The organism is Arcanobacterium sp. (ex Cirak et al. 2026) (genome assembly GCF_053585065.1).
Genome location: NZ_JBQJCE010000002.1, coordinates 1 through 14,398 on the forward strand (window position 1 = coordinate 1; position 14,398 = coordinate 14,398).

Annotated in this window: 14 protein-coding genes and 3 pseudogenes; all 17 read right to left on the bottom strand. The window is 52.7% G+C overall.

Annotated features, from left to right (window positions below):
- Positions 1 to 298: 298 nt before the first annotated feature.
- A complete protein-coding gene (locus ACTOVJ_RS01180; RefSeq protein ID WP_449503981.1) occupies positions 299 to 466 on the bottom strand; it encodes a hypothetical protein in 168 nt (55 codons plus the stop codon).
- Between the two features lie 86 nt (positions 467 to 552).
- On the bottom strand, positions 553 to 1,029 hold the full coding sequence (locus ACTOVJ_RS01185) for a hypothetical protein (protein WP_449503979.1): 477 nt from the start codon (positions 1,027 to 1,029) through the stop codon (positions 553 to 555).
- A gap of 15 nt (positions 1,030 to 1,044) precedes the next feature.
- A complete protein-coding gene (locus ACTOVJ_RS01190) occupies positions 1,045 to 1,587 on the bottom strand; it encodes a hypothetical protein (RefSeq protein WP_449503621.1) in 543 nt (180 codons plus the stop codon).
- A gap of 486 nt (positions 1,588 to 2,073) precedes the next feature.
- A complete protein-coding gene (locus tag ACTOVJ_RS01195) occupies positions 2,074 to 3,690 on the bottom strand; it encodes an ABC-F family ATP-binding cassette domain-containing protein (protein ID WP_449503978.1) in 1,617 nt (538 codons plus the stop codon).
- Between the two features lie 127 nt (positions 3,691 to 3,817).
- Positions 3,818 to 4,135, bottom strand: a complete 318-nt coding sequence (locus tag ACTOVJ_RS01200) for a hypothetical protein (protein WP_449503977.1) — start codon at positions 4,133 to 4,135, stop codon at positions 3,818 to 3,820.
- 8 nt (positions 4,136 to 4,143) lie between these two features.
- Entirely contained in the window at positions 4,144 to 4,653 is a 510-nt protein-coding gene (locus ACTOVJ_RS01205) for a recombinase zinc beta ribbon domain-containing protein (protein WP_449503976.1), read from the bottom strand.
- Between the two features lie 80 nt (positions 4,654 to 4,733).
- Positions 4,734 to 5,201, bottom strand: a pseudogene (locus ACTOVJ_RS01210) (recombinase family protein).
- 13 nt (positions 5,202 to 5,214) lie between these two features.
- A pseudogene (locus ACTOVJ_RS01215) lies at positions 5,215 to 5,493 on the bottom strand (phage tail protein); the annotation flags it as partial.
- Between the two features lie 781 nt (positions 5,494 to 6,274).
- On the bottom strand, positions 6,275 to 6,688 hold the full coding sequence (locus ACTOVJ_RS01220) for a hypothetical protein (protein ID WP_449503975.1): 414 nt from the start codon (positions 6,686 to 6,688) through the stop codon (positions 6,275 to 6,277).
- A gap of 20 nt (positions 6,689 to 6,708) precedes the next feature.
- Positions 6,709 to 7,257 (bottom strand): major tail protein, encoded by a 549-nt coding sequence (locus tag ACTOVJ_RS01225; RefSeq protein ID WP_449503974.1) that lies wholly within the window; start codon positions 7,255 to 7,257, stop codon positions 6,709 to 6,711.
- A 51-nt stretch (positions 7,258 to 7,308) separates the two neighbouring features.
- On the bottom strand, positions 7,309 to 8,595 hold the full coding sequence (locus tag ACTOVJ_RS01230) for a phage portal protein (protein WP_449503973.1): 1,287 nt from the start codon (positions 8,593 to 8,595) through the stop codon (positions 7,309 to 7,311).
- Positions 8,596 to 8,677: 82 nt separating this feature from the next.
- Entirely contained in the window at positions 8,678 to 8,962 is a 285-nt protein-coding gene (locus tag ACTOVJ_RS01235; RefSeq protein ID WP_449503972.1) for a hypothetical protein, read from the bottom strand.
- A 5-nt stretch (positions 8,963 to 8,967) separates the two neighbouring features.
- Positions 8,968 to 9,789, bottom strand: a complete 822-nt coding sequence (locus ACTOVJ_RS01240) for a hypothetical protein (RefSeq protein ID WP_449503971.1) — start codon at positions 9,787 to 9,789, stop codon at positions 8,968 to 8,970.
- Positions 9,790 to 9,914: 125 nt separating this feature from the next.
- Positions 9,915 to 11,517, bottom strand: a pseudogene (locus ACTOVJ_RS01245) (terminase large subunit).
- 100 nt (positions 11,518 to 11,617) lie between these two features.
- Complete coding sequence (locus ACTOVJ_RS01250; protein ID WP_449503970.1) at positions 11,618 to 11,812, bottom strand: hypothetical protein; 195 nt, start codon at positions 11,810 to 11,812, stop codon at positions 11,618 to 11,620.
- Positions 11,813 to 11,917: 105 nt separating this feature from the next.
- The gene (locus ACTOVJ_RS01255) at positions 11,918 to 13,165 is read right to left on the bottom strand and encodes a DNA methyltransferase (RefSeq protein WP_449503969.1); all 1,248 of its coding nucleotides are present in this window, start codon (positions 13,163 to 13,165) and stop codon (positions 11,918 to 11,920) included.
- Positions 13,137 to 14,327, bottom strand: a complete 1,191-nt coding sequence (metK, locus tag ACTOVJ_RS01260) for a methionine adenosyltransferase (RefSeq protein WP_449503968.1) — start codon at positions 14,325 to 14,327, stop codon at positions 13,137 to 13,139. Before metK ends, ACTOVJ_RS01255 begins: the two co-directional genes overlap by 29 nt.
- Between the last annotated feature and the right edge of the window lie 71 nt (positions 14,328 to 14,398).

The following is a 14,398-nucleotide window of genomic DNA, read 5'->3' on the forward strand; positions in this document are numbered from 1 at the left end:
AATGGGCCACACCCACTGGACAAACTCTTGGGGACTGGGAAGCGACACAATCCTAGAACAACACCCAGTTCGCTGGCATCTATCACGTAATACTGAAATCCGGTGTCATCTTCAAATCCGACGTAGCTGCAGCCCGTGATCGTCAGAGATACGGATAGTATCCCCGCGCAGCCAATTCAGAAAACCCACGATTCACACCTCCTAGAAACACAGACATGAAGGTGGGCACCTGTCATAAGACAGATGCCCACCAGGTATGAAACTAAATTTGTATAGCTGGTCTAGGCAGCGAAGCTATCTATCGGAAAGAACCATTGTTCTTCGACGTTGCTTTCGAGTAGACCACCCCAGCAAGAGCCACTAGAAACCCGACCAAGCACAGGAATTCAGCGTGAGGAATGTCCAGCCACAGAAGAACGATACCCACGACGCAGAGCAACCAGCCCACTATGTTAGTTACACGCATTTAATCTCCTATGCTACATACGTCCGTTGCTGCTTCCCATCAATCAAGGTTCAATTCCTCTACCTTTTTGTTATAACGTCCACTTCTCAGTCTTCCGTTATCACCCGTTTAGCGGCCTCTGCGGTATTTCGCCATGCTTCACGTACTTCTTCATCGTTCATTCCTGGTTCCCAAGACCTCAGTAAGGTAACAGAAACCAGCTCCACGGCTATTGCGAGCGCTACCATGATTCCTGCTGACAACAGGGAGTTAAGTAGCACGTACGACGAGGCGAAATAAGTAATTGCTAAAAGAAGAAGCTTCACAAAGATGGGGCGCCAACCACCTGGAGAATTATGTTTCTTTTTTCTTGCGTAATACTGATCAAATATGGTCGATAGTGTTTCGCAAACAACCACACTTACTCCGACAATAATTATCAATAGATGCACAGTCGCCTTGTGGGGTATCAGCCAAAAAACAATGTTAGAGGCTATAAAAACACATATACCAATAATAAAACCGGTGATTATGTGCCCCCACCAGGCGTAAGAAAACGAGATGGGCTTCCAAGTCGTACTCATATCACTTCTCCATTCTCACCCGAAGCAAGCGGAAATCACCCCATCGAATCCGAGGATCATCTCGAGAGCTTGGACACCTTCCTCGCCAATCTCAGCAAAAGCTGCTCCGCTTTTAATGGCTCTCCAAATGCCGCTTACACCACCCCAAATTTTCCGCGCTTCCTTCAACCATTTGAGTATTTTGCCCACAGGAAGACCGTATTGAACAATTACACTTGCTACCTCAGTACCGCACTGCCACCACGATGCTCGCGTAGCTATCCCTCTAACACGTATTCCGTTTAGTGCTCGAGAAAGTTCGGCTTCATAATTCGGCGTTGTCCTCGGGTTTGCATTCCTTAAGTTTTCTGGAACTCTATCTAATGCCTGAATAAGACGGTCAAGTTCTGCGTCACTCAGCGAAGGTGAAATCGAGTTTAGGTTAATCGATGTCGAGACTGTTGGTATCGAAGCACCTCTACCGTTCCCCTCACTCACGTTAGCAGCAGCTACACCGGTACCTGATAATCCGAGTGCCAAACTTACAGAGGCTCCAATGATCATATTGTGGATTTTCATTTTTCCTCCTTATTTGTCACGTTGTCGGCACCATGTCAGCAACCTCTGTTCCGCAGTAAGTGTCGATCTCTTACTGCAGGTAAAACAGTATTTGCGCAACAACTTTGTTGACTAAATACGGTTATCTACAGTGTAGATATATCTCACATTATGTTGTCAAGAGAAAATTCTTTTTATAGTATGAGTAGTCTTCTCGTATCGTAGACACTGCCCAACGCTTGTGCGTTGCCGTTCGGGTGGCTCGGTCGAGGGTCATGATGGTGGCGACGGCGAGCTCATCTTGGCACTCCCCTAGACCACCATTCGCGGTCACGACGAAGCACCCAAAACCCGCTCACACAGCCTCTCCTGCGCCTGCTCCACAAATAGTTGTCTGTACTCAACTTTGGCTACAAAGCCCAGGTGGGTGCAAAATCTGGCTGGGTGGGTGCAGATTTCAGGTCGCATGCACCCACTTCCTGACCAGGGCTTTCAGCATTCATCAAGCTATTTACTGTGCGTCAGTTGAAGTCTGCGTCCATGCCAGTGTTCGATCAGCCATCGATCGTGACTCGCGATAATGAGCGTTCCTTCCCATGTTTGTAGAGTATCTTCTAGCGCTTGCATAGTATCGAGGTCGAGGTAGTTGGTCGGCTCATCAATGATCAGAAGTGCAGGGTTGTTGGTTAATGCGATAGCAATCTGTGCTCGGCGCTGGTTTCCAGCAGACAGCTCCGCGATGGGACTAGACCACGTCGATGGGTGCAAGATTCCTTTGCCAATCTCTCCAATTCCATGTCGCCAGATGTCACTACCGAATCCGGGATCCTCTTCTACAGGCAGACGCTGAGGCACGTGACCGATGGAGCTATCTCGGGACAAGAACCCGCTTACGGTTGCGCCTGATGGTGGTTTGCCGGTGGCAATCCAGTTCAAAAGCGTGGTCTTTCCTGAACCGTTCGCTCCTGTGACTAACAGGTGCTCCCCTGCTGAAAGATCGAGGTCTAGTGGTGTAAGTCGATGCGCCACGCCAGCTTGTCGTGCTGACACTGCGATTCCGGTAGTCAAGGGGCTTTGCCGGTGTGGGAACTCCAATTCGTAGTAGCGAGGTTTTCTTACTTCGCGCTCATCGAGCCGCTCTAGTCGCATATCGTCATTGCGTGTTCGCTTAACTGACGTTGATGCAGCTCGATCGGAGTAGAATTTTTTTGCTTTCCCTGAAGCGGTTTCGAGCCGGACCCCACCACGTGCGATCTTCATGCTCTCTTGACGATGCTCTCGCAAGTGACGCTTCTGGGTTTGTTGTTCAGCGTGAATTTGATGGTGTTTGCTTCGCGCTGTCTCCTTTGCATTCAGGTAGTCCGAGTAGTTTCCGGCGTTACGGTGTAAACCCTGGACGCTCGTGTCACCTTGTGCCTTCGCAAGTTCGCGCCACACGGTGACGTCCATGTCATAAATGACGGTCGCGACGTTGTCGATAAAGGCTCGATCGTGACTGGCTAGGAGCACTGGCCCTGCCCAGTTCTTGATTGTGTTGGATAAGAAGTCGATTGCCGCGATATCGAGATGGTTGGTTGGCTCATCAAGAATCAGAACGTCGGGGTGTAAGAGTAACAGCGCTGCCAACCGTAAACGCGCGCGCTGGCCAGGAGACAATGATGACATGTCACGTTCCGACGACATGCCAATTCCAGCCAGTCCTAAACCAGCTAGCACTTCAGCGGCTCGGGCATCGAGGGACCATACATCGTGTGCGGTCATTTCCGCTAGTACCCGGTCATATTCCGATTCCTGTGCCTTACCACCGTTGGCAAGGGAAGCGGTGATCTGGTTAAAGCGCGCCGACAAGTCGTTGAGCGGGCCCAGGGCGACATCAAAGTACTTCGCTACTTGGCCTTCAAAACCATCAGGATCTGGCACGAGGTGATTTGCTACGCAAGAAACAACCCTTCCTGAATCTGGTTGGAGGTCTCCCCTAATGATCTTGAGCAGAGTTGTCTTACCACAACCATTTGGTCCGATGAGTACCGCTCGTTCACCATCGCCAACATGCAGGCTTACATGATCCAATACACGGTGAGAACCGTAGGAAAAAGAAATAGTGTCAAGGTTAATTGAAAACATACTGATCTCCGGGACGTAGAAACTTCTGATACGTCTCAGCCAAGGCTGAGTGGAAATCACATGGTCATCGGAACGACAAACTCCTCAATATCTGATGTCTTAACACGATCCTGACTTTGGAAGTCTATCAAAACTGACCGCCAGCCTCCGGCCCATGCGCATCTGTGGCCTCATCTTTAAACCTGACGCTGACGGTGCCTTCCGTGTCGACCACGGCGTGCTCGACGAGTAGCGCCCAGGCGTCGTCGGAGTATTCGAGTGGCGGGTTAGTGTCGAGGAAGTTGCAGATTGTGCGGGCTTGTTCGAGGCGTGCGTGCCGGTCGGTGATGGCTTGGTCGAGACCTTCTTGTTTAGCAACTGCCCTGTTGTAGCGGGCTTCAAGCTCGGCGTATTTCTGGTCGTACTCGTCTGGGTCGATCGTGGTCTGTGCTGCGGTGAGAACCATCTGGTCGATTAAGACTGTGATTTCCTCAACCTCTGAGCAGCACGGTCGCGTTGGGCTTCCAGCTCACTCGTGTCAAAAACTGTTACTTCAAGGATTTCGAGCGCGTTGCGGGCACCGGTGTTTGACTTGACGCGCTCAGCGAGAGCTTCGACGAAGACTTGCTCGACGTCGGTATCGGTGACGTGTGGTGTGGCGCATGGGGTTTTACCGTGTCCGTATTTGTTGTTACAGCACCAGATGCGGCGTTCGTATTTGGTGCCTGAGTGCCAGGTCTTACAGCCAAAGACTCCCCCGCAGTCGGCGCAGTAGATCATTTTGGTGAAGGGGTGAGTGCGTGAGACGTAGCGGCCGGATCGTTGCCGTAGTTCGTTTTGGACGCGATCCCATAGGCCTGGGTCGATGATCGGTTCGTGGTGCCGGTGACGTAGTATTGCGGGATTTCGCCCTCGTTCTTCTTCGTTTTCTTCGTCAGGAAGTCCACGGCGAAGGTTTTTGGATGAGTGCCAGGAAGTCGGCATAAATACAGCGCACGACGGCGGCTTCGTTCTCAACAATGACGAGCGCTCCGTCAGCGTTCTTGGTGTAGCCAAGCAGCGACTTATAGGGGATGAGGGGCTTTGCCTTGCGCGAATCGGCGTCGGTGTCCCCAGGTGACGTTTTCGGAGATGGATCGTGATTCTTCCTGTGCCAAGCTTGACATGATGGTGATCAGGAGTTCACCTTTGGAGTCGAAGGTGTAGATGTTTTCTTTCTCGAAGTACACCTCTACCCCAGCGTCCTTGAGCTCACGCACGGTCGTCAGCGATCATGGTCTGGAATCCCTCCCGCGTTTCATGGAGGTGCCAGAAATATCTTCGTCGCAGTACATGCCCGCAAACGTCCAGTCCTCGCGAGATTTAATGTGCGAGGTGTAGTAGTTGATTTGCGCTTCATAGGAGGAGGCTTGTTCTTCCTTGTCAGTCGACACGCGCGCGTAGGCCGCTACGCGGCGGCGCTTTTTGCGCCCCGGAATGCTAGCCGAGCCGATGGGTCGGGTGGTGGAGATCGCGGTAATCGTTTTCGTCATGATGCTTCGCCTCTTTCAAATTGAAATCGTTCTCCCCAAACGAGGAAGCGCTGTTTTCGAGTGCGGCACGCAGGGTCTCGATCTTGGCTTTCTGAGCTTCGATTTCTTTGCCCAGCACTTGGTTACGGGCGGTGAGAGCTTCGGCGGACTTGTCATTCTTATCAAACGAGGACGCCACAAGCTTCATCTCACTGCCGAGCACACGCATCTCACGGTTAATATCCGTGATCGCGCGCTTAAACTCCCGCTCACCCTCCAAACCAATCCTCAAACCAAAAGTAGAGTCAGCCATGACAAGGTCACCTCCTCGAAGGGATAATGAAAAGGGATCAAATTGCTAAGCGAAGGGGGACGCTATGGACATGAGCTCGGAAGAATTCGGTGCAGTTCTTGGCGAACTAATCGTTCCAACACCCTTATCAGACATATTCGAAGCTCGTTATCCTCAAAAAGACGACAGCCGCTGGTGGTTTACCACCCGGATGCATTGCGCTGGATTTTTTGTTTCTAAACCAGTGTAGGTCGAAGGGGCGAAGAAGCTTTATAAAGAACGTGTTAAATCCGGAATTCCAGAAGAATCGGCAAGAAGATCATTGAAGAGAACTGAGAGTCTTCTTTTAGCAAAAACGCATGGGGAAAGATCCAGCGTCCAGAGATGCACCTTTGGATTCTTGAAGCTTTAGGGCTACAAGAGGAAGCAAAGGCACTCTCTGATCTCCTGCATGCGGAGCTCGATAAAGGCGAATGCGACTTGAATACCCTTTTGAAAATAGCGAAGAGCGTATCCAACTGGGACAAGGTTGAAACATCTGCACGAGATAAACATGAGAAAATCGTTTCCGATTTGTTAACTAATCGAAGTCTGTCGCATCGACCCGTTTAGATCCCCTGTGGGATGACGTCGCCTATGAACCATTGACGTAGCGGCTGGGCGCGTCCGGTTTCTAACCGCCAGCAGTCCACGAGATCCAACAGCTCACCAAACACGGTCAGACCCACCTCCAGGCGTGACATGTGGAGGTGGGCTATGCCGATATAGGTCAGCCGTGTGAACACAGAATTGTCGGTTTCGACTATTCGTCCGCCGCTGGTTCTTTTGGGGCTGGCTCTGTGAGCACGTCTCGGCGTGTGCCTCGCTGGAGGGCTTCGGCGATCGCGCCCCGATAGTCCGCCAAATCGGCAGGGACGGTGAGCAACTCGACGTCGTCCTCGCTCAGCTCTCGGCGCTTGTCGTTTGGGTGGCGATGGTTGTGAATCAGTACTGATTGGTTGGTCAGTAGCGTGATCAGCCACATCACCTCATCGAGCGTCTTGCCTAGATCTTCGGAGGTTTCGAGGGCGTTACCCAGGTGTTCGAGCCCGCCGTAGCGCTCAGCGATCAGACGTGTGGCTTTCGTGGTCAGGACGAGCTCGTAGTCCTCACCACCGACGGTGACGGTGGCGGAGCGCCCTGGTTCAACAACAGAATTTTTCTTTATGCTGGTCATCGCTTAATGTTCCTTGCTTGTTAGTTTTTGGCGGGCTCGTAGACTTGCGCATACCAGCCGGTGATCGTCTCGGGCTTCACTCCCGTGCCACCCTCGAGCACTTCAGCTTTCCATGGATGCCGCCCCTTACTATCGGGTTTGTTATGGCGTAGAATCGTGCCTTCAATGCTCGGGGTGGAGAACGTGATGGAGTCGGCTTTGGTGGCGAGGGTTTCTGTTGGGAGGGCGAACTTGACCCGATAAAGCCAAAAATACTGATATTTGCCATTGCTTCGTGCGGCGCGGAAGCCGATCGCTACTGGAGCACCGCCGTCTTCTGAGGCGGAGATGAGGACGCCGTTGGAGTCCACGGTCGCACCCGTGAGTGCGGCTGCTGCTTCACCACCCAGATCGTCAATACCGAGGGTGAGTGTGTCAGATTTAAATTCTTTCACGATCTCGCTCGAGCCGTCATCGGCATACAAGATTGCTTCAGCAATCGTGCCGTGAATACGCAAAACCCGGCTCGCTTCTGCGTCCGGGTTATCGTTGTGTGGCTCGGGTGTGAGCCAGTTCCAAAAACGTCTCACACTCGTGTCCTCCTCAAAAATCGCTCGTCAGACGTGGCTTCAGATGGTTGCTCAGGGCGGTGAGCCCGTCTCCCCAAGCTGCTGGGGTTCACCATCGTCGGTGGGTTGAGTTACCGCGTAGGCTCCAGCCAGGCCGAGGGACAGCATGTTGCCGTTGACCAAATACAAGTCACCGCCCGCCTCTGGACTGATACGGTCGAGGTTTTCTAGCTCGCGAATATCATTAGTGCTCATCCACCCGTTCTGACGCGCAACCGCATACCCTTCCATACGAGACTGATAATCCCCACGCAGCAAACCTTCCAGATTAAACTTCACATACACCTGTGGTTTCTCACGCGGGTTCAATAGTGTTTTGGTTAGGGCTTGTTCCCACCTGATCACCCACGGATCCAGCGTATACTTCACAAACTCCAAAGACTGCTGCTCAATATTAGAAAACGAAGAACGATCAAGATCACCGATCATATGGGGCGGGATACGGAAAATACGGGCGATCTCACCCATCTGAAACTTCCGCGTCTCTAAAAACTGCGCCTGCTCAGGGCTAACACTGATGGGTGTGTATTTCATGCCCTCCTCAAGCACCGCTATCTTATTCCCATTACGCGCGCCACCAAAAGTGGACTGCCACGATTCGCGCACGCGCGCTGGGTCTTTGATCGTGCCCGGATGCTCGAGCACCCCACCAGGAGCCGCACCATTCGCAAAAAAGCTCGCCCCGTAATCTTCGGTCGCTTGAGCCAGGCCGATAGCGTTTTTCGCCATCGCAATCGGGGAATACCCAACCAGCCCATCAAACCCGAGTCCGGGTATATGCAACACCTCATGCGGGGAAAGCCGCACCGTTTCGAAGCGCCCGGTAGGTTCATCCCACGTACGCTGATACTCATAATAAAGCCTGCCTGTCTCATCTCTACCAACGGTCATGCGGTTGGGCATGAGCGGATACAAGCCGATAACCTCGTCCAGCCCGTTACGGAGCACTTGGGCAAAAGCATTACCCCACAGAAGAAGATGTGTCATGAGAGTTTCGCGGAAAATAAAACTTGTCATTTCCGGGTTCGGCTCATCATGCAACAACCCATACAACTGATGATCAAGAGCTTTCACCTTCGCCCCATCCGGAGTTTGCCGGTAAACATGCAACGGCAAACCAGCAATAGCTTCAGCCAGAATACGGACGCAACTGTACACGGCAGTCATCTGCATCGCCGAGCGTTCCGTCACCGGACGTCCCGACGAGGTGGCCCCGAAAAAGAAACTATAGCCAGAACTGATCGCTTGATCGGTAGTGGTGCGAGTGGTGCTTCCATGCAGCCAATTCAAAAAACCCATATCTCGGTACCTGCATTCTTTTGTCAATTTCGGGCACACAAAAGCCCCTTGAAAATTCTTCAAGGGGCTTTGCGGAAGTGCACTAACTGTGAGCAGCTAGCTTCTTTTCGAGTTTTCTACGCTTTTTGTTCAATCGCGCAAGAGTAAAAGAATTCTGCAGGACTAGCTTTCCAACATGCTCGGAATTGGGAAGCCCTTGTTCTGCAAGCTGCGAATCAATTTCTTCCTCGCGTCCTTCAGATTTAAGTCGTTCCATCACTTCGCTGGCTTTAACTACTGCACTACCAGAAAGTGGATTTTCGGATATCTGCTGCTTCACATCGTCGAGATCACGTCTGATCTGTTCGGGGTCACGCCGCCAAAACATTTCTCTCACCTTCCACGGAAGCAGTACCAAGCTGCTTTACCAAAGACTCCCCAAAAACTGCCCATATGTGTTGATTGGAGGATACTGGCAGAATTAATTCCCATCCCAACTAAGCAACGGAGCAACCAGGCGGGAACAACGATAGGATCTGCTACGACAGGGTATGCATCCGCCGAGAGAGTTTGGTGATCAACAACCTGTGTAAGCACGTTTCCTTCGATTTCATAGCGGGTAGGCACTGCATTACCATGAGCATCTACTGCCCAAGGCGCCTGAACCACGAGTTCCAAGGAACCGTTCTCATCTACAACTGCAGGGGTACCATCAACCATTTCAAGCTTTTGACCATTCTGCACAGCAATGTCATAACGGTATTCCGTCGGAGCATTTGCATCAGCAATTGTAGTCAACATCTGAACAGCTCCGTCACCAACGATAACAGTCTCTGCGAATCCATCATCGCTGACATAAGTAACGCCACCATCATCCATTACGATCGTGTTGTCTCGTTCCTTATTTTCCAAAAGTGTGATGACAATTTCTTCTTGATCTGGCGAAGTAAAAGTAATCCCTTCATTCAGATTCGTTGGTACAGTGACTTGCCCTGCACCCAGAGGGATTTCTCCAATCGACTCGGCAGGCGATGTAGAAGAATCAATAATGACGGATTTCGCCGAATCTTCGGCTTGAGAAATCGCTTTAGCAATCTCGGTCTTGCTTAAAACCAAATCGTTCGTGTCTTCAGATGCACTTGCAATGCCCGATCCCAAGAACGCTAAAGACAATGAGGTCACAAGAGTAACAAGAGTTTGAACAGGCTTTTTCATTTAATCTCCTAGTTTCTGTTCGTGCTGTAAAACGCAGCGAAAGAAATTCTTACGCAATACGCTTGCTGCTCTTAGCGGCAACCCTAACTTACCAAACCGTAACCTTCGATTTCAGTAAGGAACATTCAAATTGTGAGAATCCCCCTAGTGTCATAAACACTCCCGTTCGATGAACCTTGACCACAGCGGATAGCCCGGTCAAGTGCCATGATGGTGGCGACCACGCCGTCGATTTTCTCGGTGCTCTTTTGTTTGTCGGGTTTGATGTTGCCTGCCGGGTCGGTACGCACGTGAATGTTATCCACCATCCAGGCAAGTACTGGGTGACCACCATGCGCCAACCTGCCTTCAAGTGCGAGCTTCATTAGCTCTTTCGACGGTGGGCTCATGTCCTTAAACCCTTGCCCGAACGGCACCACCGTGAAACCCAAGCTTTCGAGGTTTTGAGACATTTGAATAGCACCCCACCGGTCGAAGGCAATCTCCCGAATATCAAACCTGGTGCCCAGTTCTTCAATGAAGGCTTCGATCACCCCGTAATGAACAACATTACCCTCAGTGTCTGCAAAAAGCCTTGGCTATGCCACAGGTCGTAAGGCACGTGATCACGGTTGACTCTGAGTTTGAGGCCCTCTTCGGGTATCCAGAACCACGGCACGATCACGTACTTCTCGTCACCGGTCTCAGGCGGGAAGACGAGGACGAACGCCGTAATATCCGTGGTGGAGGCAAGATCCAAACCGCCGTAACACACCCTGCCCTCAAGATCAGATAAGTCAACTGGGGCTGAGTTTTGGTTCCAGATGTGCATGGGCATCCACCGAACTGACTGTTTCACCCACTGGTTGAGACGCAGCTGCCGGAAAGTGTTTTCTTCAGCCGGGTTCTGCCTGGCTTGTTCGCACGCGACCTGTACTTTCTCCACTGGGATAGTCACCCCCCAGAGAAGGGTTAGCTTTATGCCACACGTCCTCATCTGTCCAGTCATCCTCCAGGTCTGCCCCGTAAATCACCGGATAGAAAGTGGGGTCATGCTTCTTGCCAGCAAGAATGTCCTGGGCTTTCTCATGCTGCTCGAAACAAATCGAATGCGTATCGGTACCTGCCGTGGTGATCAGGAAGTACAACGGCTGGGTGCGGGCGTCACCAGAACCTTTCGTCATCACATCAAACAGGGCACGGTTCGGTTGGGTGTGCAGCTCGTCGAAAACCACACCGGAAATATTGAACCCATGCTTGGAATACGCCTCAGCCGAGAGCACCTGATAGAAGCTGTTAGTGGGCTTATAGACGATACGCTTCTGGCTGCGCAGGATCTTAACTCTTTTGGATAGGGCTGGTGACATGGCAACCATGTCTGCGGCCACCTCGAACACAATCGAGGCTTGCTGACGATCAGCAGCGCACCCATAAACCTCGGCGCGCTCTTCACCATCAGCACACGTTAAGAGCAAAGCTATGGCCGCAGCTAGCTCGCTCTTCCCATTTTTTAGGGATCTCCACATACGCAGTCGTAAACTGCCTAAACCCATCAGCCTTGACCGTACCAAACAAGTCACGAATGATCCGCTCTTGCCAATCAAGAAGCTTAAACGCCTTACCCGACCAGCGGCCTTTCGTATGCTTCAAGGCTTGAATAAACGCAACCGCATAGTCGGCTTTCCGCTTGTCATACGTGGAGCCTGCGGCCATAAACTTCGTGGGCGTGTAGTTGGTGAGTGTCCGCATGTGGGTCACTTCCCTCCGGTGGGTATAAGAAACACCCCAACAAGCAGAGGCGTGGTCAGAGCACAGCGCCCAAGCTGGAAGGCTCAGGCGCGTGCGGGGTTTAGATCAGGTTATCGAGCTGGGCGTATTCGGTACGGCGCGCCTCCAGCTCGTGAGCAATAATGGAGGCGCGGAAGCCATTCTTTTCTCTACCCAGTTTTGTTTCCAGGGCAGCGATCTCAGCCTTACGACGACGCATCACATTGATGGTATCGCCGCCATGGATTGCTTCCTTGTCGCGTTCGAAGCTGTTCATGACCATGCTCCATTTCCGTTGTTGTTTGGTCATGTACATACAGCCATAGGCGTAGGCGCTTATCCAGTCATTTTCACTCTGAATATCAACGAAAAAGAGAGATGATCATCCCTGCCGTTCAACATCTTTTACCAGGTCGAGATAGGCATATTCTTTGCCGTCTCGTAGACAAGTAATCCCGGCAGCGTCCCCGGTATGTTCGGCATAACGGCGAAGGATGACGGAGGCGTATTTTTCGTCAAGCTCCATCGCATGACAGATGCGGTCGGTTGTCTCGCACGCCATCAACGTCGAACCTGACCCAGCAAACGTGTCGAGCACGATCGCGTTCGCCTGCGTGGAGTTCCCGATCGGATACGCCAACAAATCCAGCGGTTTAGAGGTGGGGTGGTCAGCGTTACGGCGTGGCTTATCAAAATGCCAGACCGTGGTTTGTTTGTGATCCGTATACCACTTGTGTTTACCCGTCTTCACCCAGCCGAACAGGATCGGCTCGTGTTGCCACTGATACGGGGAGCGCCCCAGCACCAGGGAGTCCTTGACCCAGATGCAACAGCCCGAGAGTTTGAAACCGGCGTCTTGGAAGGCGCGGCGGAAGTTCAATCCTTCGGTGTCGGCGTGGAACACATAGGCGGACGCGCCCTTCTCACACACCCCAGCCATATTCGTAAACGCCGATAGCAGGAAATCATAGAACTTATCGCCATCCATCTTGTCATTCTTGATCGACAAGCCCGAGCCCGATTCGAAGGCGACATTATATGGCGGATCGGTCAACACAAGATTCGCGCGCTTACCATCCATCAGCGTGGCGACATCGTCGGCGTTTGTGGCGTCGCCGCAGACGAGCCGGTGGCGGCCAACCGTCCAGATATCCCCGCGCTGGACGAATGCGGCAGCCTCTAGTGCGGCGGTGAGGTCGAAATCATCATCCTCCACCTCACCCTCATCCAACGAGCCGATGAGCTGGGCAATTTCAGCCTCATCAAAACCGGTGAGTTCAGCGTCGAAATCCGAAGCGTCGAGATCAGCGATCAAGAGGGCGAGTTTGTCATTGTCCCATTCGCCGCTGATCTTGTTCATTGCGATGTTGAGTGCTTTCTCGCGCGTCGAATCGAGCTCAACGACGATGACGTCCACATGCTCGTGGCCGAGGTCTTTGAGCACTTTCAGGCGTTGGTGTCCGACGACGATGTGGCCGGTTGTGGAGTTCCAGATGACGGGCTCGACGTACCCAAACTCCGTGAGCGAGCGCTTGAGCTTTTCGTACTCAGCATCGCCGGGTTGGAGGTCTTTACGCGGGTTGTAGTCAGCGGGTGTGAGTTCACTGATGGGCATTGGTTTCATGAGCATGCTTCTTCACCGCCTTCCTTAGCGTGTCAACGTGAGCGAAGGAGTTCTCCCAGTGCAGACCGGCGTAGCCGAAGTGCCCGTAGGTCGAATAGCGCGTAAATCCGGGCTTACGAAGGTTCAAAGCGTCGATGATTCCACCGGGACGCAGTGGGAACACCTCGGCTGCGGCCTTGGTGATGATCTGATCGGAGTATTCCCCGGTGCCGAGAGTGTCGATGGTGAAGGCAACCGGGCCAGCCTTCCCAATCGCATAAGAAATGCTCACCTGACATTCGTGGGCGAGCTGGGCGTCGACGATGGTCTTGGCGATCAGGCGCGCCATGTATGCGCCCGAACGGTCAACCTTCGACGCGTCCTTACCCGAGAATGCACCACCCCCGTGCGGGGCGAGGCCGCCGTAGGTGTCAACCATCAGCTTGCGTCCAGTGAGTCCGGTGTCGGCCTTTGGACCGCCCACCGTGAACAAGCCCGAGGGATTCACCAGAATCTCGGTGTCAGCGCTAATCGGCAGGTACGGCTTGCACGCGGGTGCGACGATCAGTGTTTTGACCTCAGCTGCAAGCTCATCTAGATCCTTGATCTTCTCGTGTTGGATCGACACCACAACGGTCTCAACCGCCACGGGCTTACCAGCAGCGTCGTAACGAACTGTCACCTGCGCCTTACCATCAGGCTTAATGCCGGTGATCGTGCCGTCCTTGCGCGCCTTATCGAGGCGGGCGCAAATCTCGTGTGAGAGCACCAGCGGCAACGGCAAACGCTCCGGGGTCTCAGCCGTGGCGTATCCGTAAACGGTTCCTTGATCGCCTGCGCCCTGCAAGGCGAATTCGGTGTCATCACCAAAGCGAGCCTCTAAAGACTTGGAGACTCCTGCGTTGATGTCTGGGGATTGGCGACGCGTGAAGACGAAGACAAGGAACTTCCACGGCACATAACCCGCCTTCACCAACGCATAACGCACCGATTCACGAATACGCGGACGTACCTTCGAAGTGATCTCACCTGTAACGATGATGCGATGCCCGGAGGCCATGACCTCGACTGCAACACGCGCTGAGGGGTCCTCGTAGAGGATGCCGTCGAGGATGGTGTCGGCGATTCTGTCGCAGAGCTTATCGGGATGGCCAATACACACAGCCTCAGCAGTCTTCGTAACAGACATACACACACTCACTTTCAGATCAAAAGGGGCAAAAGAAAACGCCCACCCGTAAAACACAGGCAGGCGCAAAG

Bases quoted from the DNA above. Each gene is read 5' to 3' on its own strand.
- ACTOVJ_RS01190 (WP_449503621.1), bottom strand. From the start codon at position 1,587: ATGAAAATCCACAATATGATCATTGGAGCCTCTGTAAGTTTGGCACTC.
- ACTOVJ_RS01180 (WP_449503981.1), bottom strand. From the start codon at position 466: ATGCGTGTAACTAACATAGTGGGCTGGTTGCTCTGCGTCGTGGGTATC.
- ACTOVJ_RS01235 (WP_449503972.1), bottom strand. From the start codon at position 8,962: ATGTTTTGGCGGCGTGACCCCGAACAGATCAGACGTGATCTCGACGAT.
- ACTOVJ_RS01195 (WP_449503978.1), bottom strand. From the start codon at position 3,690: ATGTTTTCAATTAACCTTGACACTATTTCTTTTTCCTACGGTTCTCAC.
- ACTOVJ_RS01200 (WP_449503977.1), bottom strand. From the start codon at position 4,135: ATGGTTCTCACCGCAGCACAGACCACGATCGACCCAGACGAGTACGAC.
- ACTOVJ_RS01240 (WP_449503971.1), bottom strand. From the start codon at position 9,789: ATGAAAAAGCCTGTTCAAACTCTTGTTACTCTTGTGACCTCATTGTCT.
- ACTOVJ_RS01250 (WP_449503970.1), bottom strand. From the start codon at position 11,812: ATGAACAGCTTCGAACGCGACAAGGAAGCAATCCATGGCGGCGATACC.
- metK (WP_449503968.1), bottom strand. From the start codon at position 14,327: ATGTCTGTTACGAAGACTGCTGAGGCTGTGTGTATTGGCCATCCCGAT.
- ACTOVJ_RS01255 (WP_449503969.1), bottom strand. From the start codon at position 13,165: ATGCTCATGAAACCAATGCCCATCAGTGAACTCACACCCGCTGACTAC.
- ACTOVJ_RS01205 (WP_449503976.1), bottom strand. From the start codon at position 4,653: ATGCCGACTTCCTGGCACTCATCCAAAAACCTTCGCCGTGGACTTCCT.
- ACTOVJ_RS01185 (WP_449503979.1), bottom strand. From the start codon at position 1,029: ATGAGTACGACTTGGAAGCCCATCTCGTTTTCTTACGCCTGGTGGGGG.
- ACTOVJ_RS01220 (WP_449503975.1), bottom strand. From the start codon at position 6,688: ATGACCAGCATAAAGAAAAATTCTGTTGTTGAACCAGGGCGCTCCGCC.
- ACTOVJ_RS01230 (WP_449503973.1), bottom strand. From the start codon at position 8,595: ATGGGTTTTTTGAATTGGCTGCATGGAAGCACCACTCGCACCACTACC.